The following is a 17,900-nucleotide window of genomic DNA, read 5'->3' as shown; positions in this document are numbered from 1 at the left end:
TCATTCTTTCACTAAATATTAATTATGCATTTAATTAATTTCAAGCGAGCGTTGTAATGACTTCTGAAGTCGCTAACCCACCGGTGCAGTCGATACGCCTGCTGTTCAGCGCATTGCTGTTGGTGATGTTGCTCTCGGCGTTGGATCAGACCATTGTCTCCACCGCGCTGCCGACGATTGTCGGCGAACTGGGCGGGCTGGACAAGCTTTCCTGGGTGGTCACGGCCTATATTCTCAGCTCCACCATCGCGGTGCCGCTGTACGGGAAATTCGGCGATCTGTTCGGTCGCAAAATCGTGCTGCAGGTGGCGATTGGGCTGTTTCTCGTCGGCTCCGTGCTCTGCGGGCTGGCGCAGAACATGACCCAGCTGGTGCTGATGCGCGGCCTGCAGGGGCTCGGCGGCGGCGGCCTGATGGTGATCAGCATGGCGGCGGTCGCCGACGTCATCCCACCCGCCAACCGCGGCCGCTATCAGGGGCTGTTCGGCGGTGTTTTTGGCCTGGCGACGGTGATCGGCCCGCTGATCGGCGGTTTTCTGGTGCAGCACGCCTCCTGGCGCTGGATCTTCTATATCAACCTGCCGCTCGGCCTGTTCGCGCTGCTGGTGATCGGCGCAGTATTCCACAGCAGCAATAAACGCAGCCAGCATCAGATTGACTGGCTGGGGGCGATTTACCTCAGCATGGCGCTGTTGTGCATCATTCTGTTTACCTCGGAAGGGGGCAGCGTCCACGCGTGGAATGACCCGCAGCTGTGGTGCATTCTGGCCTTCGGCATCGTGGGGATCATCGGCTTTATGTACGAAGAGCGGATCGCCATCGAACCGATTATTCCGCTGGCGCTGTTCCGCAACCGCAGCTTCCTGCTGTGCAGCCTGATCGGCTTCGTCATCGGCATGTCGCTGTTCGGGTCAGTCACTTTCCTGCCGCTCTATCTGCAGGTGGTGAAGGAGGCGACGCCCACCGAGGCCGGGCTGCAGCTGATCCCCCTGATGGGCGGCCTGCTGCTGACCTCGATTATCAGCGGGCGGATTATCAGCCGTACCGGTAAATATCGCCTGTTTCCGATCCTCGGCACCCTGCTCGGCGTGACCGGCATGGTACTGCTGACCCGCATCACCATTCACTCGCCGCTGTGGCAGCTGTACCTGTTTACCGGCGTGCTGGGGGCGGGTCTGGGGCTGGTGATGCAGGTGCTGGTCCTGGCGGTGCAGAATGCGATGCCGGCGCAGATGTACGGCGTCGCCACCTCCGGCGTGACCCTGTTCCGCTCGATTGGTGGCTCGATCGGCGTGGCGCTGTTTGGCGCGGTGTTCACGCACGTGCTGCAGAGCAACCTGCAAAAGCTGTTGCCGGAAGGCGCGGTGCTGCCGCCGGGAATGAATCCGGTGGCGGTTCAGCACCTGCCCGCGGATATCCGCCTCGACTACCTCGACGCCTTCGGCGCGGCGATCCACGCGGCGTTCCTGATGGCGGCCTGCATTATGGCGGTGGCGTTTGTCCTCTCCTGGCTGTTAAAGGAGGCACCGCTGAAGACCGCGACGCATTAAGCGGCCCCAGCGATGCGCAGCAGTGCCTGACGCAGCGCCGGCGCGGCAAAATCGATAAATTTCCGCAGCTTAAGCGGCGCCAGATCCCGCGCGGTATACAGCAAATGGACCGGCGCCGGATCCGGCTCGACGTTTTCCAGCAGCAGACGGAGCTCCCCGTGGCGCAGGCCATCCAGCGCCTGATAATGCAGTAAGCGGGCCACCCCCACCCCCAGCCGCGCGGCATCGGCGGCGCTCTCTGGCGTGGTGACGGATAGCACCGGCGGCAGGTTAATCAGCTGGTCCTCGCGCTCAGCGGCGCGAAAGCGCCAGCCGCGATAGGGCATCGGCGATTCAATGCGGATGATCGGCAACGCCGCCAGATCGCGCGGCCGCTGCGGCTCGCCGTATTTCGCCAGCAGCGCCGGATGGGCGCAGGCCACAATCCGCATGGTGCCGAGGCGGGTGGCCACCATGCTGCTGTCCGCCAGGTCGCCAATCCGCACCGCCAGATCGACATGGTCGCTCACCAGGTCGGCATTGCGATCGCTGAGCAGCAAACGGACGCGAATTTGCGGGTAGCGGGCGATAAATTCACTGATTACCGGAAGAACGTGCTGGCGTCCAAACATCGTTGGCGCGGAGATCACCAGCTCGCCCTTCGGTTCCTGATATTCGCCCGTCGCCTGGCGTTCGGCGTTTTCCACCTCCTCAAGGATCCGCTGCGCGGCGGCAACATAATCGACCCCGGCGTCGGTGAGCGTCAGTTTGCGGGTGGTTCGCGCCAGCAGGCGCACGCCCAGCGCGCTCTCCAGTTCACCAATATGGCGGCTGACGGTGGTCAACGGCATATTCAGCGCCCGCGCCGCCGCCGACATGCTCCCCAGCTCGGTCACTTTCACCAGCAGCGCCATCGCGCTTAATCGATCCATTATTCTCCCGTTTTTCGGAAAGATGATTGCCATTTTACCCGTATTATCATTCTTCACAGTACAGTCCATGATGGCGCCAGACAACAGGAGGCGCTATGGCAGCAACCTTTCTCGATATCGCCATCACCCCGGACGTGATGGATGTGCAGCATGAAATGGGCAGCGACTCGCTGTGGCAAACGCCGCACAGTCGCCGCCAGGCCGACCGCTTCGGCGACAGCGAAGCGGGGATGATCGCCACCCGCGACAGCTTTTATCTGGCGACGGTGTCGCAGAGCGGCTGGCCCTACATGCAGCATCGCGGCGGCCCGGTGGGGTTTCTGCATCTGCTGGATGACACCACCCTGGCGATGGCCGATTTCGGCGGTAACCGCCAGTACATCACTACCGGCAATCTGCGCGGCAGCGACCGGGCCTGCCTGTTTTTGATGGATTATCCGCGCCGTGCCAGGCTGAAAATCTACGCCACCGTCGAAGTCCTGGCGGCAGAGGACCATCCGCAGCTGCTGGCGCAGGTGGCGCCGGCCAACTATCGCGCCCGCATTGAACGTCTTTTTCTTTTTCATTTGCAGGCGTTTGACTGGAACTGCCCGCAGCACATTACGCCGCGCTACAGCGCGCAGCAGGTGGCGGAGTACAGCCAGAACCTGCAGCAACGTATTCATGACCTGGAGCAGGAGAATCAGCGCCTGCAGCAGCAATTAGCCTCAAAAGGAGACTCCTGATGAATGAGCAACGTCCCCCGTTACCGCCGTTTACCCGCGACAGCGCTATCCAGAAGGTCCGCGCCGCGGAAGATGGCTGGAACAGTCGCGATGCCGAAAAAGTCGCTCTGGCCTACACCGTCGATAGCGAATGGCGCAACCGCAGCGAATTTGTCCACGGCAGGGGGCAAATTGTTGAGTTCCTGCAGCGAAAATGGCGCAAGGAGCAGCAATACCGGCTGATTAAGGAGCTGTGGGCATGGCAGGAGAATCGCATTGCCGTGCGCTTCGTCTATGAGTGGTGCGACGACAGCGGCAACTGGTTTCGCTCGTATGGCAATGAGAACTGGGAGTTTGATAAGCACGGACTGATGCAGACGCGCTACGCCTGCATCAACGACCTGCCGATCGCCGAAAGCGAGCGCCTGTTCCACTGGCCCCAGGGGCGCCGCCCGGACGATCATCCGGGGCTCAGCGATCTGGGGCTGTAAAACCGGCGCGGCGCAACGGATTAATCGGCTTTCGGGAAGTCGACCACCGTGTCGTTAACCCGGTTCACCATGTTGGTGAACAGGATGGCGCTGACGGCGCTGATGATCTCAATCACCTGCTGGTCGCTAAAACCGGCGTTGCGCAGCGCGGCGACGTCGGCTTCCGGCAGCGTACCGGTGGTGGTCACCAGGGTCTGCGCGAATTTCACCAGCGCATCAAGCTGCGCCTCTTCCGCATACTCCCCGCGGCGCAGGGCGTGGATTTGTTCGCTGCTGAAGCCGGCTTTTTTCGCCATCAGGGTATGCGCGGCCAGACAGTAGTCACAGCCGGTGGCTTCGCTGACCGACAGGTTAATCGCTTCCAGCTGTTGGGCGCTGAGGCTGCCTTTATGGAGCATCGCATTGTGCGCCAGCGCCTGCTGCAGTGCTGCCGGCGAGTGGCCGCCGATGGTGAGATAGGCGTTCGGCACTTTGCCCATCGCTTTTTTGATCCCGGCGAAAATATCGGCGGCTTTGCCGGTGGCGTCTTGTTCACGGATATCTGCTAAACGGCTCATGGTTAACTCCTGTTGTTATCGAGGGTGTGTTGGCAATGGGGTCATCTTAGGCGCTTGCCGCATGCTAGACTGGCGGTCTTCGTCTCACCTTTTTGTCTTATCGTCTCAGGAGAAGCATGGACAGTCTCAGTCATCTGCTGGCGCTGCTGGCGCCGCGCTGCGAAGTGAACCTGCACTGTCGCTTCGGCGGCCGCTGGCAGGCCGGGCACCAGCAAATGCGCAGCGGCGTGGTGCCCTGGCACGTGGTGCTGCGCGGCGAGGGGCGGCTCAACGTCGGCGGCCAGACTCATCACCTGCGCGCGGGAGATGTGGTCCTCCTGCCGCACGGTTCGCCGCATCTGATGGAGAGCCTGGTGGAGTGGGGCCAGGTGCTGCCGGTAGCGCACCGGTTTAACGGCACGGTGACGGAAATGCGCGCCGGCCCGGCGGAGGGGGCGCTGGAGATGCTGTGCGGCGAATTCTATTTTGGTCCGCACGTCAGCTGGCTGTTCAGTGAAGCATCGACGCTGATCCATCTCCATACCGATGCGCGTGAAGACTGCCCGGAGCTGGACGCGCTGCTTAATATACTGGTGCGCGAGAGCCTGGCGCAGCGTCCCGGCGGCAGCGCTATCGTGCGCAGCCTCGGCGATACGCTGCTGGTGCTCCTGCTGCGCATGCTGCTTGGCGAGCAACAGCCGCCCGGTGGACTGCTGCGTCTGATGAGCGATGAACGCCTGATGCCGGCGGTGCTGGCGGTGATGGCGACCCCGGAGCAGCCGTGGACGCTGGAAACCATGGCCGCCCGTGCCTTTCTTTCGCGGGCCACCTTTGCCCGTCATTTTGCCCGCGTTTATCACCTGACGCCGCAGGCGTGGCTGTCGCAGCTGCGAATGGCGCTGGCCGCCCGGCTGCTGCGCCTGGAGCGTCAGACCAACCTCGAGGTCATTGCCGAACGCTGCGGCTTTCAGTCGCTGGCGTCCTTCTCGAAGCGCTTCAAAATGCGCTATGGCGTGACGCCGGGCGAGTGGCGACGGGGCTAGCGCCTCGCGTTTCGCGAAGATGATTTTATTTCCAGTTGCGTGGTTTGCTGTTTATTACCCGACCCGAAAGTCGCTATAGTTTTGCACGAAAAAAACAATGACAGTCAGGACAGACAGGGTGAAGAGGATGAGATTACGTTTACGGGCCGCCGCCGCAGTGATGCTGGCGGGTCTGGCGCTGGTCGGCTGCGACCAAAAGGGTAATGAAGCGAAGCACATTAAGGTCGGTGTGATTAACGGCGCCGAGCAGGATGTGGCGGAAGTGGCGAAGAAGGTGGCCAAAGAGAAGTACGGTCTGGACGTCGAACTGGTGGGATTCAGCGGCTCGCTGCTGCCTAACGAATCGACCAATGCCGGCGATCTGGACGCCAACGTCTTCCAGCATCGGCCTTTCCTTGAGCAGGACAACAAAGCGCATAACTATCATCTGGTGGCGGTCGGGAATACCTTCGTCTTCCCGATGGCCGGCTATTCGCGCAAGATCAAGTCAGTCGCCGAACTGCAAGACGGCGCGACGATCGCCATCCCCAACGACCCGACCAATCTCGGGCGGGCGCTGCTGCTGCTGCAAAAAGAGAAGCTGATTACCCTCAAAGCCGGGACCGGCCTGCTGCCGACGGCGGTGGATATCACCGATAACCCGCGTAACCTGAAAATTATGGAGCTGGAAGGGGCGCAACTGCCGCGCGTGCTCGACGATCCCAAAGTCGACGTGGCTATCATCAGCACCACCTACCTGCAGCAAACCGGGCTGTCGCCGGTTCGTGACGGCATCTTTATCGAAGATAAAAACTCGCCCTACGTGAACATCATCGTGACCCGGGAAGACAATAAAGACGCGGAAAACGTGAAGGAGTTTATGCAGTCGTACCAGTCGCCGGAGGTGGCGAAGGCGGCAGAGACTATCTTCAACGGCGGCGCGGTGCCGGGCTGGTAAGCCTACACACAGGGAGAGGCGCGTATGGTACGCCAACGGCAGGCTGACCTGCTGCTGATTGCCGCGACGGTGATTGCCGCCTGCGGCTGGATTTTTTCCCGCGAGGCGATCGCCGGCATGCCGGTATTCGCGTTCCTTGGGCTGCGCTTTTTCTTCGCCGCGCTGCTTCTGCTGCCGTTCTGCCGCGGTTTTCGCCCGCAAAAGCAGCACTGGCCAAAACTCATCATCAGCGGACTCTGGTTTGCGCTCAACCTCTGCCTGTGGATCTATTCGGTCTCCACGACGGCGTCGCTCGGCGAAGGGGCGTTTATCATGAGCCTGTCGATGATGTTCGTCCCGCTAACCGCGTGGGTGATGATGAAGGTGCGCCCGCCTCGCGCCTGGTGGGAGTGCCTGCCGATCGCGGTGGTAGGCCTGGGGCTGCTCAGTCTGCATATGCCGATAGCCTTCCACCCCAGCCAGGGCTGGTTTTTGCTGACGGCGCTGGTGCAGTCGATCTGGTTCTGTTACACCAGCCGCTGCGCGCGTGAAGTACCGCTGATCCCCCTGACCACCGTGCAGCTGGCGATCACCGGTATCGTCGGGTTGACCATCTCCGCTGCCGTTGAACGCTGGGACCAGCCGATGACCCTGCCGACTCTCGGCTGGCTGGTGGCCAGCATTGTCATCGCCACCAGCCTGCGCTTCGGTCTGCAGATGAAGGGGCAGAAGTACGCGGCGGTGGCCAGCGCCGCGATCATCATGGTGCTCGAACCGCTGCTGACGGTCATTGCCGCCGCGCTGTGGTACGGCGAACAGCTGCCGCTACAGAAGATTATCGGCGGCGTGCTGATCCTGGCGGCCCAGCTGTGGTTCCGCTGGCGGATGCTTAAGCCGTAAGCGGGCCGCTTCGCCGCTGCGCCATCAGCTGCAGCAGCGGCACCAGCGACAGCCCGTCCGGCATTTCGCCGCGGGCGATCAGCTGGTTTATCTCCTCGAAGGTAAACCAGCCGGTCTCCATCACCTCATCCTGATCCGCGTCCATGCCGACCCAGCGTAAACCGGTGGCCAGCCAGGTGATAAACAGCTGATCGCTGCTGCCGTAGGAGGGGTTGAAGCGAATGATCTCCTCGACGCGTTGCGCCTGCCAGCCGGTCTCTTCCCGCAGCTCGCGCAGCGCGGCGGCCGCCGGATCTTCCCCTTCATCGACGCCGCCAGAGGGAATCGCCCACACCACCTGATCGATCAGATAGCGGTAGTGGCGAATCAGCAGTACTTTCTCATCCTGGATAGCCACAATCCCCACTGCCGGGCGCGGGTAATGAATGGAATAAAAGTCGCGGCGCTCGCCGGGGGCGACATCAATCCCCACCTTACGCATGCTGAACCACGGCGTCTCGGCGATGACCTGCGGGTCGTGCATATCGGCGGCGGTCAGTTTCTTTTTCATCCTGCCACTCCTGTCAAAAATTGAGCCTTAAGAACAACATAGCCGGAGGCGGATGGCAACCGCTGCAGGTTGGCCCGATTCCATCGATCATTGCCCAAATGCCCCTGTTGAGCCAGGTGCGGACTCAGTACGATGTTCGTCAGATGACCCCACTGAGGAACACCAACATGAACATCACCCACATCCGTAATGCGACCCAGAGGATTGACTACGCCGGGAAAAGATTTCTCATCGACCCGATGCTGGCTGACAAGGGCGCCTGGCCAGGTTTTCCTGGCACTGCGCGCAGCGAGCTGCGCAATCCGCTGGTTGAGCTACCGTTTTCCCGCGATAAAATTATCGATGTTGATGCGGTGATCGTCACCCATACCCATGACGATCACTGGGACGCGGCGGCGATCGCCGCGATCCCGAAAACCCTACCGGTGTTCGTCCAGCATGAGGCCGACGCCGCGCTGCTGCGCAGCCAGGGATTTCAGGATCTGCGCCTGCTGTCGGCAGACAGCGAATTTGCCGGCGTGCGCCTGCAGAAAACCACCTCCGGCCAACACGGCAGCGACCGGACCTACGCGGTGCCGGCGATGGCTGAGCGCCTGGGAGAAGCCTGCGGCGTGGTGTTTCGCCATCCGCAGGAGAAGACGCTGTGGCTGATGGGGGATACCATCTGGCGTGATGAAATTGAAGCTGATCTGCTGAAGCTGCGCCCGGACGTGGTGGTGTTGAACGCCGGCTACGCCCACGTCATCGGCTTTGGCCCGATAATCATGGGCAAGGAAGATCTTCTTAACGTGCACTTCGCCCTGCCGGAAGCGAAAATCATGGCTATCCACCTCGAGGCGGTCAACCACTGTCTGGTGAGCCGGGAAGAGATGCGCCAGTATGCGCTGGATAATCAGATTGCCGATGTGGTGAGTATCCCGCAGGATGGGGAAACCGTGGTTTATTAACATGCGCAAGGGGAAAGGACGATGAAACTCACCGACGTGGCGATTGTCGCTGTAGAGGGCTTTAGCCCGTTTCACTACGCCGTCCCCTGCATGCTGTTTGGCGATTCGGTCTCTGAAATCAAACGCTTTAACCTGCACATTTGCGCCGAGCGGCCGGGGCTGCTTCGCGCCCGCGATGGTTTTGCGCTGTACGCCACCGGCGATTTCGCCGCGCTGGAACAGGCGGATATCGTGGTGGTGCCTTACTGGGGCGAGGTCGATCGGCGTCCGCCGCAGGCGCTGCTTGATAGCCTGGTGCGGGCGCGGGATAACGGCGCGGAGATTGTCGGCCTGTGTCTCGGCGCGTTCGTCCTCGGCTACGCCGGGCTGCTGGACGGCAGGCGAGCGGCGACCCACTGGGAGTTCGAGCAGGATTTCCAGCGCCGGTTTCCGCAGGTGCAACTGGATATCAATGCCCTGTATGTGGATGACCAGCGAGTGATCACCTCGGCGGGCACCGCAGCGGCGCTGGACTGCTGCCTCTACCTCATCCGCCAGCGTTTTGGCAGCCTCGCGGCCAACCAGATCGCCCGGCGGATGATTGTTTCGCCGCACCGCGAGGGCGGCCAGGCGCAGTTTATCGCCCAGCCGGTGCCGAAAAACACCCGCGATGCGCGAATCAACTGCCTGCTGGATTATCTCCAGCAGCATATTGCCGAGCCGCACAGTCTCGATTCGCTGGCCCGGGTGGTGGCGATGAGCCGCCGTACCCTGACCCGCCACTTCGCCCGGGCGACCGGGATGAGCATTACCGACTGGCTGACCGCCGAACGTCTGCGCCGCAGCCAGAGTCTGCTTGAGGCGGGCGATCTGCCGGTCGAGCAGGTGGCGGAGGCGGTGGGCTATCTTTCAGCGGTCACCTGGCGCCAGCAGTTTAAAGCGCGCTTTGGCGTCAGCCCGACGGAATGGCGGCGCACCTTTCGTCGCGGCGCTTAGCCGGCGAGGGTCGCACTGTCGATCACGAAGCGGTATTTCACGTCACCCTTGACCATTCTTTCCCAGGCTTCGTTGATCTCATCGCCGCGGATCAGCTCGATATCGGCGACGATGCCGTGTTCGGCGCAGAAGTCGAGCATCTCCTGAGTTTCCGGAATACCGCCGATCATCGAGCCGGCAATCGACCGGCGGCGGAAGATCAGATTGAACACTTCCGGCGACGGATGCGGCGTGGCCGGAGCGCCCACGAGGGTCATGGTGCCATCACGTTTCAGCAGCGTGGTGAAGGCATCGAGATTATGCGGCGCCGCCACGGTGTTGAGGATGAAATCGAAGCTTTTGACGTGGGCCGCCATTTCGTCTTCATTGCGCGACACCACCACGTCATCGGCGCCCAGCGCTCTGGCCGCATTACGCTTGGATTCGGAGGTGGTAAAGGCCACCACGTGGGCCCCCATGGCGTGGGCCAACTTGATCCCCATATGCCCGAGGCCGCCGATGCCGACGACGCCGACTTTTTTACCCGGCCCGACGTGCCAGTGGCGCAGCGGCGAGTATGTCGTGATCCCGGCGCACAGCAGCGGCGCGACGGCGGCCAGCTGCGCTTCGGGATGGGTTATCCGCAGCACGTAGTGTTCTTTGACCACGATCTGCTGGGAATAGCCGCCCAGAGTGTGGCCCGGCGCGTCCTGGGTCGGCCCGTTATAGGTCAGCACCATATGGTCGCAGTAGTTCTCCAGTCCCTCAGCACACTCTTCGCACTGTTGACAGCTATCGACCATGCAGCCGACGCCCACCAGATCGCCGACGGCGTAGCGCGAGACGGCGTCGCCGACCGCGGTCACCCGACCCACAATTTCATGCCCCGGCACGCAGGGATAGAGCGTTCCCGCCCATTCCGATCGCGCCTGGTGGAGATCGGAGTGGCAGACGCCGCAGTAAGCGATGGCGATCTGCACATCCTGCGGCCCCGGTTCGCGGCGGGTGATGGCCATTGATTCCAGCGGCTGGCTGGCGGAGTAGGTACCAATAGCGTTGATTAGCATAGCGAAACCTCTTCTTGATGAATGGACTCAATAGAGCGGGAGGGGAATGCGGGTGGTCAGTGGCATCGATAAGCGTAGCCTGGACTGGCCGAGATGCGAGGGGGAAAGCGGTTGAGAAACCCTCAGGCGCGGCGTAAGTCAGCGCAGTAAATAATAAGCTGGCCTTATCTTTATCGCCGCTAAGCCTTATAGGTATTTACGGCAAATAATATTATTTAATCCTGTAAAATAGAGAGAAATAATTATTGTAGATAACGATGCTTACACTCTTTTTATCTCCGTAACGTCTTGTCTTTTATTCGTTATTTCACCTGTTGATACTATGATTCTCAACGAATCTCTTTTTCAACCTGACCGATAGCATAAAAACCATGTCGATAACTGCAGCCAGCCCCTCTACCGACCAGGCGTTACCGTCTTTTTATTACGGAAGCCGGACAAAACCATTATTGGCGTTGGAGTCCTTATTCACGGCATTTCGTCCCGCCAGTGCGCCCTTTGAACTGGCGCGAGAGAGCAATTATGATTTTCGTCCAGATCAGGCCGAGCCTGGGGTCATTATGCTTGAAGAGGGGATTGCTTCAATTTGTCATGGGGAAAAACAGATGGTGGTAACCCCGCTTTTTTCTCCGTCGATATTAGGATTTATGGATGGTTATGGGCTATTTGATGATATCCCACAAAAACGGCACTACGTGCTGTTTGCCGAGACGGATTTGCATGGGCGCTGGATATCACACCAGGCTGCTGTTGATATCCTGAATGAGCAAAACCTGTGGCGCCATGTCACGCATATCCTGGCGCAGCGGTTGATGGTGTTGAGCATGCGTGAGCAAGAGCTGATGGGGGTGGATTCTTATCTGATGGTGCGAACCCTGCTAACAGAGCTGGCGGACTATCCGGAGGCATATCGTCGCCAAATCAACGTCCTGAGCTTTATTCAGCGCCGTACCAACTTGTCGCGTAGCCGCATCATGTCGATTCTGTCGGAGCTGCGTAAAGGTGACTATATTACGATCCATCGCGGTGTGCTGAGGACCATCGCCCACCCGCTTCCCGCTCACTTTTAAACCCGCGCGGCTGAGGGGCGTGATTTTCCCACCCCTCGTCAGCCGGTGGGCTAAGGCTCAACCGGCGTCAGAAAGTCCAGCCGCAGCGGCTCAGCCAGCAGGGACTCCATCTGCGTCATAAACGCCTGAAAATAGGGCATCGCGACATGGGCATCGAGGGCGTCCTGTCCCTGCCACGACTCGCGCATATAGAAGGTGTCCGGCGCGTCGCGCAGCTGAAACAGGGCGTAGTCGAGATTGCCCGGCTCCTGTCTTGTCGGCAGGAGCAGCGCCTGCAGGGCCTGGCGCAGGGCGTCCGTCTGGCCCGGTTTCGCCTTGAGCACGGCGATAAGCGATATCATCTTAAAACCCCTCGAGCACAATCTTGCCGACGGCACGCCCGGTTTCCAGCTGGCGATGCGCTTTCTGCAGATTGGCGGCGGTGATGGCGCCGTAGTGTTCGCCGAGGGTGGTTTTGATCGTGTGGCTGTCGATCAGCGCCGCCACGCGGGTGAGCAACTGATGCTGGGCGATCATATCATCCGTCTCAAACATTGAACGGGTGAACATAAATTCCCAGTGCAGGGACAGGCTTTTCGCTTTCAGCGGCACCACGTCCAGGGTCTCCGGGTCATCAATCAGCGCCAGCTTGCCCTGCGGGGCGAGGGCGTCGATCAGCGCGTTGAAGTGCTGCTCGGTATTGGTCAGGCTGGCGACATGGGTTACCGACGTGATACCAATGCGCGCCAGCTCGTCGGCGAGCGGCTTGCTGTGATCGATCACATGGTGCGCGCCCGCCTCGCGGACCCACTGCTGGCTCTCGGGACGCGAGGCGGTGCCGATCACCGTCATGGCGGTCAGTTTACTGGCCAGCTGGGTCAGGATAGACCCCACGCCGCCCGCCGCGCCGACGATTAGCAGCGTGTCGCCCGCATTGCCGCCTTCCTCAACGCCGAGACGGTGAAACAGCAGCTCCCAGGCGGTGATCGCCGTCAGCGGCAGCGCGGCGGCGGAGGCATTATCGAGGGTGCGCGGTTTGTGCGCCACCAGGCGCTCATCCACCAGCTGATATTCACTGTTGCTGCCGGCCCGGCCCAGCGCGCCGGCGTACCAGACCTCGTCCCCGGGCGCGAACAGCGTCACTTCCTCACCGACGGACTGCACCACGCCAACGGCGTCCCAGCCCAGCACCCGCGGCGTGTCACCCTGAAAGCCGGCGCGCACTTTGGTGTCTACCGGATTGACCGAGATAGCCTTCACAGCGACCAGCAGATCACGCCCGTGGGCGGTGGGGATCGGCAGGTCGATCTCGGTTAAAGAAGGGATGTTGTTGCCGTCAGCGGCGGCTTGAGTAATGGCGATAGCTTTCATAACTGCTCCGGTCTGTGATTCGGGTGAATGAAAAGATGGAGCCATCGTAGACCGCTGCCGGGAGGGGAAAAACGGGCTAACGGCAATAACAGTTATATGCAGAAAGTGAAAATCAGCCCACCTGATAGAAGTCGAGCATCACCCCATCCTGGGTCCGGCCACCGGCGCAGATAAACAGCGAGGTGGTTAGCCAGCTGAGCGCGGGAGCATCCACCTCAAAGGTGGGCACGGTGCGAAAATAGATGGCTTCTGGCGGAATATCGCTAAAAAAGCGCATATCGTCGGCGAAAAGCTGGTCATGATACTGGGCCGGCACCCGGCGGATGCCATTGTTTTCCACATAGACCGTGCCTTCCGCCACCTGCAGGGCATAGCGGGCGGACAGCCTGCAGGTGCCGTCGGGTTCGATTATCTGGCTGTCGACGCCGCCGGGTAATACGTGGCCGCGAAGTTGACCCGAGACGCTGCCGCCGATAATCGGGATCAGCTGGCGCTTACCGGTCTGCGGGCTGCGGGAGACAATTATCGGTTTATCAACCTGGATGGTAATGGAAAAACAGTGTCTGAGTTCGGGGGTCATTATGGCTCTCCTGTTTCGGTTGGCAACGGCACGCGGCCACCGCGCCAGTGTAACGGGTTTGCGAGAGACAAAATAACGCAGGGTTTGGATGAAAATGATTGGCTGGGATGATGAGTTTGGGGGTGCTCAGGTTGGTATGGCGTGGCTTTGGGGGAGCAGAGGCAAACTGGCGGAAGATCACAGGAGTTGAACCTGCCCGGGACCGCTGGCGGCCCCAACTGGATTTGAAGTCCAGCCACCTCACCGGAGATGACGATCTTCCGCGCCTCGATTGCTACATGGAGGCGGGGCGCATTATAGCTACTTTCAGCCGTTTACCACATACCTAAACGCACTTTTTTACTGTTAAAACTGGACTTTACAGAACAGTCCTGGACAAATCCTCACAAAATCCGTGAGTTACACTTTTTCACTCCCTGATTCCCTACCACGATCACAGAAAACAAGAAACGTAATCTGATAACGAGATATCGCAATTCATCTTACTGCGGCAAAGGTTTACAAAAATCGTAACCGGTACCAATCCGCGGTGCCGCTAAGGGAATAGTGCGCATATGAAAGATCATATTTTGTCCGTCAAAGAGAAAATTGGCTACGGCATGGGTGACGCCGCCAGCCACATCATTTTTGATAACGTCATGTTATACATGATGTTTTTCTACACTGATATTTTTGGTATCCCCGCCGGCTTTGTCGGCACCATGTTCCTGCTGGCGCGCGCGCTGGACGCGATTTCTGACCCGTGCATGGGCTTGCTTGCCGACCGAACCCGTAGCCGCTGGGGTAAGTTCCGCCCATGGATCCTCTTCGGCGCTATCCCGTTCGGCCTCGTCTGCGTGCTGGCCTACAGCTCGCCGGATTTAAGCCACAACGGCAAGCTGATCTACGCCGCCGTGACCTACACGCTGCTGACCCTGCTCTACACCGTGGTGAATATCCCCTACTGCGCGCTGGGCGGCGTGATCACCGACAACCCCACACAGCGCATCTCGCTGCAGTCCTGGCGCTTCGTGCTGGCGACGGCGGGGGGCATGCTCTCCACCGTGCTGATGATGCCGCTGGTCAACTTTATCGGCGGCGAAGACAAAGCGCTCGGCTTCCAGGGGGGCATCGCGGTGCTGTCGGTGATTGCCTTCCTGATGCTGGCCTTCTGTTTTTTCACCACCAAAGAGCGTGTCGAAGCGCCGCCGAGCAGCACTTCGATGCGTGAAGACTTGCGCGATATCTGGCGCAATGACCAGTGGCGGGTGGTTGGCGTGCTCACCATCCTCAATATCCTCGCGGTCTGCGTTCGCGGCGGCGCGATGATGTACTACACCACCTGGATCATGGGCTCGGCGGCGCTGTTCACCGTCTTCCTCACCACCTACTGCGTCGGCAACCTGATTGGCTCGGCGCTGGCGAAACCGCTGACCGACTGGAAATGCAAAGTCAGCGTCTTCTGGTGGACCAACGCCCTCCTGGCGGTGCTCAGCGTGGCGATGTTCTTCGTACCGATGGACGCCGAAATCACTATGTTCACCTTTATCTTCATCATTGGCGTACTGCACCAGCTGGTGACGCCAATCCAGTGGGTGATGATGTCCGATACCGTCGACTACGGCGAATGGTGCAACGGCAAACGTCTGACCGGCATCAGCTTCGCCGGCACCCTGTTTGTGCTCAAGCTGGGGCTGGCGCTGGGCGGCGCGCTGATCGGCTGGATGCTGGCCGGCGGCGGCTATGACGCCGCCGCTAAAACCCAGAACAGCGCCACCCTCACCATCATTATCGCCTTGTTCACCCTCGTTCCGGCGGTGTGCTACCTGTTGAGCGCGGTGATCGCCAAACGCTACTACACGCTGAAAACGCCGTTCCTGAAAAAAATGATGGCCGAGCTGGCCGAGGGCGCGCGTCGCAACGAACAAGATTTCACCGCAGCCCCGATCGATAAAGAATGGCAAAACTAAGAGGACGTTTTAATGAAAATCAGTGATGGAAACTGGCTCATTCAACCAGGGCTCAACCTGATCCAACCCGTACAGGTTTACGAGGTGGAACAGCAGGGGAATGAAATGGTGGTCTATGCCGCGCCGCGCGATGTTCGCGAACGCGCCTGGCAGCTGGATACGCCATTGTTCACCCTGCGCTTTTTCTCGCCTCAGGAAGGGATAATCGGCGTGCGCATGGCGCACTTCCAGGGCGCGCTGGATAACGGCCCGCACTATCCGCTGAACGTGCAGAAAGACGTCCATGTCGAAATAGAAAATACGGCCGAGTTCGCCGAGCTGAAAAGCGGCAGCCTCAGCGTGCGGGTGACTAAAGGTGAATTCTGGGCGCTGGATTTTCTGCGCGACGGCGTGCGTATCACCGGTAGCCAGTTGAAAAACAACGGCTACGTGCAGGATAGTAAGACCCAGCGCAACTACATGTTTGAGCGCCTCGACCTCGGTGTCGGCGAAACCGTCTACGGCCTCGGCGAGCGCTTTACCGCGCTGGTGCGCAACGGCCAGACGGTAGAAACCTGGAACGAAGACGGCGGTACCAGCACCGAGCAATCCTACAAAAATATCCCCTTCTATCTGACCAACCACGGCTACGGCGTGCTGGTCAACCATCCGCAGCGCGTCTCCTTCGAGGTGGGCTCGGAGAAGGTCTCTAAAGTCCAGTTCAGCGTTGAAGGCGAATACCTTGAGTACTTCGTGATCGACGGCCCGACGCCGAAAGCGGTGCTTAACCGCTATACGCAGTTCACCGGCCGCCCGGCGCTGCCGCCGGCATGGTCGTTCGGTCTGTGGCTGACGACCTCGTTCACCACCAACTATGACGAAGCGACGGTAAATAGCTTTATCGACGGCATGGCTGAGCGCCATCTGCCGCTGCACGTCTTCCACTTCGACTGCTTCTGGATGAAGGCCTTCCAGTGGTGCGATTTTGAATGGGATCCGCTAACTTTCCCGGACCCGGAAGGGATGATCAAACGCCTGAAGGCGAAAGGGCTGAAGGTCTGCGTGTGGATCAACCCGTACATCGGCCAGCGCTCGCCGGTGTTCAAGGAGCTGAAAGAGAAGGGCTACCTGCTGAAGCGCCCGGACGGTTCGCTGTGGCAGTGGGATAAGTGGCAGCCGGGGCTGGCGATTTATGACTTCACCAACCCGGAAGCCTGCCAGTGGTACGCCGACAAGTTAAAAGGCCTGGTGGCGATGGGGGTCGATTGCTTCAAGACCGACTTCGGCGAGCGTATCCCGACCGACGTCCAGTGGTTTGACGGTTCCGATCCGCAGAAAATGCACAACCACTACGCATTCATCTATAACGAGCTGGTGTGGAAGGTGCTGAAAGAGACCGTCGGCGAGCAGGAGGCGGTGCTGTTCGCCCGCTCCGCCTCGGTGGGCGCGCAGCAGTTCCCGGTGCACTGGGGCGGCGACTGCTACGCCAACTACGAATCGATGGCGGAAAGCCTGCGCGGCGGGCTGTCGATCGGCATGTCCGGCTTCGGTTTCTGGAGTCACGATATCGGCGGTTTCGAAAACACCGCGCCGGCCCACGTCTACAAGCGCTGGTGCGCCTTCGGCCTGCTCTCCAGCCACAGCCGGCTGCACGGCAGCAAATCCTATCGGGTGCCATGGGCTTACGACGAAGAGTCCTGCGACGTGGTGCGCCACTTCACGCAGCTGAAATGCCGCATGATGCCGTATCTCTATCGCCAGGCGGCGCTGGCCAACGAGTTCGGCACGCCGATGTTGCGTGCGATGATGCTCGAGTTTCAGGACGATCCGGCCTGCGACTATCTTGACCGCCAGTATATGCTCGGTGATTCGGTCCTGGTGGCGCCGGTGTTCTCCGAAGCGGGCGAGGTGCAATTTTATCTGCCGGATGGGCGCTGGACGCACCTGTGGCATAACGATGAATTACCGGGTAGCCGCTGGCATAAGCAGCATCACGATGCGCTGAGCCTGCCGGTCTACGTTCGTGACAACACCCTGCTGGCGCTGGGCAACAATGACCAGAAACCCGATTATGCCTGGCATGAGGGCACCGCCTTCCAGCTGTTCCACCTCGAGGATGGACGCGAGGCACGTTGTGACGTTCCGGCGGCAGACGGCTCGACGATTTTCACCCTGAAGGCCAGGCGCCAGGGCAACACCATCGCCGTGAGCGGCGAAGGCGAGGCCCGCGGCTGGACGTTGTGCCTGCGCAATATCCCGCAGGTCGCGGGCGTGCAGGGCGGGACTCAGGCCGGCAGCGAATGGGGTATGGTAGTGAGCGCCGAGGGCAATACGCTGACGATTACCCTGTAAAACACCATCTTAACGGCTGCAACCCTCTCCGCCAGCGGCGAGGGTTTTTTT

The 17,900-nt window shown here is 60.4% G+C and carries 18 protein-coding genes and 1 tRNA gene; 11 read left to right on the top strand and 8 right to left on the bottom strand.

The window, feature by feature from the left end; all coding sequences use genetic code 11:
* Nucleotides 1–56: 56 nt before the first annotated feature.
* Nucleotides 57–1,550, top strand: coding sequence for an MDR family MFS transporter (locus CW267_RS16155; RefSeq protein WP_039102659.1), 1,494 nt, complete (start codon nt 57–59; stop codon nt 1,548–1,550).
* On the opposite strand, the gene CW267_RS16150 is transcribed toward CW267_RS16155, so the two are convergent.
* Entirely contained in the window at nt 1,547–2,518 is a 972-nt protein-coding gene (locus CW267_RS16150; protein WP_163594384.1) for a LysR family transcriptional regulator, read from the bottom strand. The genes CW267_RS16155 and CW267_RS16150 overlap by 4 nt on opposite strands.
* A gap of 38 nt (nt 2,519–2,556) precedes the next feature.
* Between CW267_RS16150 and CW267_RS16145 the strand changes: the two genes are divergently transcribed.
* Nucleotides 2,557–3,186 carry a pyridoxamine 5'-phosphate oxidase family protein gene (locus CW267_RS16145; protein WP_016946127.1) on the top strand — a complete coding sequence of 210 codons (630 nt, stop codon included), beginning with the start codon at nt 2,557–2,559 and terminating at the stop codon, nt 3,184–3,186.
* Nucleotides 3,186–3,656 (top strand): DUF1348 family protein, encoded by a 471-nt coding sequence (locus CW267_RS16140; protein WP_032736555.1) that lies wholly within the window; start codon nt 3,186–3,188, stop codon nt 3,654–3,656. Before CW267_RS16145 ends, CW267_RS16140 begins: the two co-directional genes overlap by 1 nt.
* A gap of 20 nt (nt 3,657–3,676) precedes the next feature.
* Here the strand turns inward: CW267_RS16140 and CW267_RS16135 are convergent, their stop codons facing one another.
* Nucleotides 3,677–4,213 (bottom strand): carboxymuconolactone decarboxylase family protein, encoded by a 537-nt coding sequence (locus tag CW267_RS16135; protein ID WP_008806790.1) that lies wholly within the window; start codon nt 4,211–4,213, stop codon nt 3,677–3,679.
* A gap of 116 nt (nt 4,214–4,329) precedes the next feature.
* On the opposite strand from CW267_RS16135, the gene CW267_RS16130 reads away from it, so the two are divergent.
* The 3 genes from CW267_RS16130 to CW267_RS16120 all read left to right on the top strand — a co-directional run bounded on the left by CW267_RS16130 (nt 4,330) and on the right by CW267_RS16120 (nt 7,051).
* Nucleotides 4,330–5,235, top strand: a complete 906-nt coding sequence (locus CW267_RS16130; RefSeq protein ID WP_008806791.1) for an AraC family transcriptional regulator — start codon at nt 4,330–4,332, stop codon at nt 5,233–5,235.
* A gap of 127 nt (nt 5,236–5,362) precedes the next feature.
* Nucleotides 5,363–6,172, top strand: coding sequence for a lipoprotein NlpA (gene nlpA / locus CW267_RS16125; protein WP_023298362.1), 810 nt, complete (start codon nt 5,363–5,365; stop codon nt 6,170–6,172).
* A 24-nt stretch (nt 6,173–6,196) separates the two neighbouring features.
* Nucleotides 6,197–7,051 (top strand): DMT family transporter, encoded by an 855-nt coding sequence (locus tag CW267_RS16120; RefSeq protein WP_032736554.1) that lies wholly within the window; start codon nt 6,197–6,199, stop codon nt 7,049–7,051.
* Here the strand turns inward: CW267_RS16120 and CW267_RS16115 are convergent.
* Entirely contained in the window at nt 7,041–7,601 is a 561-nt protein-coding gene (locus CW267_RS16115) for an NUDIX domain-containing protein (protein ID WP_032736553.1), read from the bottom strand. The genes CW267_RS16120 and CW267_RS16115 overlap by 11 nt on opposite strands.
* Nucleotides 7,602–7,768: 167 nt before the next feature.
* On the opposite strand from CW267_RS16115, the gene CW267_RS16110 reads away from it, so the two are divergent.
* Nucleotides 7,769–8,548 carry an MBL fold metallo-hydrolase gene (locus CW267_RS16110; protein WP_032731505.1) on the top strand — a complete coding sequence of 260 codons (780 nt, stop codon included), beginning with the start codon at nt 7,769–7,771 and terminating at the stop codon, nt 8,546–8,548.
* 21 nt (nt 8,549–8,569) lie between these two features.
* Nucleotides 8,570–9,523 carry a GlxA family transcriptional regulator gene (locus CW267_RS16105; protein WP_032731504.1) on the top strand — a complete coding sequence of 318 codons (954 nt, stop codon included), beginning with the start codon at nt 8,570–8,572 and terminating at the stop codon, nt 9,521–9,523.
* On the opposite strand, the gene CW267_RS16100 is transcribed toward CW267_RS16105, so the two are convergent.
* A complete protein-coding gene (locus tag CW267_RS16100; RefSeq protein WP_032736551.1) occupies nt 9,520–10,569 on the bottom strand; it encodes an NAD(P)-dependent alcohol dehydrogenase in 1,050 nt (349 codons plus the stop codon). The two genes, CW267_RS16105 and CW267_RS16100, sit on opposite strands and share 4 nt — an antisense overlap.
* A 371-nt stretch (nt 10,570–10,940) precedes the next feature.
* Between CW267_RS16100 and CW267_RS16095 the strand changes: the two genes are divergently transcribed.
* Nucleotides 10,941–11,639 carry a winged helix-turn-helix transcriptional regulator gene (locus tag CW267_RS16095; RefSeq protein ID WP_012967037.1) on the top strand — a complete coding sequence of 233 codons (699 nt, stop codon included), beginning with the start codon at nt 10,941–10,943 and terminating at the stop codon, nt 11,637–11,639.
* A 50-nt stretch (nt 11,640–11,689) separates the two neighbouring features.
* Here the strand turns inward: CW267_RS16095 and CW267_RS16090 are convergent, their stop codons facing one another.
* From CW267_RS16090 to CW267_RS16075, 4 genes are all read right to left on the bottom strand, one after another.
* Nucleotides 11,690–11,980 (bottom strand): putative quinol monooxygenase, encoded by a 291-nt coding sequence (locus tag CW267_RS16090; protein WP_023340843.1) that lies wholly within the window; start codon nt 11,978–11,980, stop codon nt 11,690–11,692.
* Nucleotide 11,981: 1 nt separating this feature from the next.
* Complete coding sequence (locus CW267_RS16085) at nt 11,982–12,989, bottom strand: zinc-binding alcohol dehydrogenase family protein (protein ID WP_071443715.1); 1,008 nt, start codon at nt 12,987–12,989, stop codon at nt 11,982–11,984.
* A 112-nt stretch (nt 12,990–13,101) separates the two neighbouring features.
* A complete protein-coding gene (locus tag CW267_RS16080) occupies nt 13,102–13,569 on the bottom strand; it encodes a DUF3237 domain-containing protein (RefSeq protein ID WP_004181550.1) in 468 nt (155 codons plus the stop codon).
* 167 nt (nt 13,570–13,736) lie between these two features.
* Nucleotides 13,737–13,831, bottom strand: a tRNA-Sec gene (locus CW267_RS16075).
* 292 nt (nt 13,832–14,123) lie between these two features.
* Here CW267_RS16075 and CW267_RS16070 point away from each other — a divergent pair.
* A complete protein-coding gene (locus tag CW267_RS16070; protein ID WP_032740348.1) occupies nt 14,124–15,518 on the top strand; it encodes a glycoside-pentoside-hexuronide family transporter in 1,395 nt (464 codons plus the stop codon).
* A 12-nt stretch (nt 15,519–15,530) separates the two neighbouring features.
* Nucleotides 15,531–17,849: an alpha-xylosidase gene (gene yicI, locus CW267_RS16065; protein ID WP_100781159.1), complete on the top strand. Its 2,319-nt coding sequence runs from the start codon at nt 15,531–15,533 to the stop codon at nt 17,847–17,849.
* Nucleotides 17,850–17,900: the final 51 nt, after the last annotated feature.

It is taken from the genome of Klebsiella sp. X1-16S-Nf21 (genome assembly GCF_002837615.1).
In the GTDB taxonomy this organism is placed as follows: Bacteria; Pseudomonadota; Gammaproteobacteria; order Enterobacterales; family Enterobacteriaceae; genus Klebsiella; species Klebsiella variicola.
The sequence above is the reverse complement of the archived record's forward strand: the minus strand, read 5'-3'. Positions and strand labels throughout refer to the sequence as shown.

Coding starts and splice junctions, on each gene's coding strand:
- CW267_RS16090 (WP_023340843.1), bottom strand. CDS start 11,980: ATGATATCGCTTATCGCCGTGCTCAAGGCGAAACCGGGCCAGACGGAC.
- yicI (WP_100781159.1), top strand. CDS start 15,531: ATGAAAATCAGTGATGGAAACTGGCTCATTCAACCAGGGCTCAACCTG.
- CW267_RS16110 (WP_032731505.1), top strand. CDS start 7,769: ATGAACATCACCCACATCCGTAATGCGACCCAGAGGATTGACTACGCC.
- CW267_RS16140 (WP_032736555.1), top strand. CDS start 3,186: ATGAATGAGCAACGTCCCCCGTTACCGCCGTTTACCCGCGACAGCGCT.
- CW267_RS16145 (WP_016946127.1), top strand. CDS start 2,557: ATGGCAGCAACCTTTCTCGATATCGCCATCACCCCGGACGTGATGGAT.
- CW267_RS16130 (WP_008806791.1), top strand. CDS start 4,330: ATGGACAGTCTCAGTCATCTGCTGGCGCTGCTGGCGCCGCGCTGCGAA.
- nlpA (WP_023298362.1), top strand. CDS start 5,363: ATGAGATTACGTTTACGGGCCGCCGCCGCAGTGATGCTGGCGGGTCTG.
- CW267_RS16135 (WP_008806790.1), bottom strand. CDS start 4,213: ATGAGCCGTTTAGCAGATATCCGTGAACAAGACGCCACCGGCAAAGCC.
- CW267_RS16095 (WP_012967037.1), top strand. CDS start 10,941: ATGTCGATAACTGCAGCCAGCCCCTCTACCGACCAGGCGTTACCGTCT.
- CW267_RS16120 (WP_032736554.1), top strand. CDS start 6,197: ATGGTACGCCAACGGCAGGCTGACCTGCTGCTGATTGCCGCGACGGTG.
- CW267_RS16070 (WP_032740348.1), top strand. CDS start 14,124: ATGAAAGATCATATTTTGTCCGTCAAAGAGAAAATTGGCTACGGCATG.
- CW267_RS16105 (WP_032731504.1), top strand. CDS start 8,570: ATGAAACTCACCGACGTGGCGATTGTCGCTGTAGAGGGCTTTAGCCCG.
- CW267_RS16155 (WP_039102659.1), top strand. CDS start 57: ATGACTTCTGAAGTCGCTAACCCACCGGTGCAGTCGATACGCCTGCTG.
- CW267_RS16100 (WP_032736551.1), bottom strand. CDS start 10,569: ATGCTAATCAACGCTATTGGTACCTACTCCGCCAGCCAGCCGCTGGAA.
- CW267_RS16080 (WP_004181550.1), bottom strand. CDS start 13,569: ATGACCCCCGAACTCAGACACTGTTTTTCCATTACCATCCAGGTTGAT.
- CW267_RS16115 (WP_032736553.1), bottom strand. CDS start 7,601: ATGAAAAAGAAACTGACCGCCGCCGATATGCACGACCCGCAGGTCATC.
- CW267_RS16085 (WP_071443715.1), bottom strand. CDS start 12,989: ATGAAAGCTATCGCCATTACTCAAGCCGCCGCTGACGGCAACAACATC.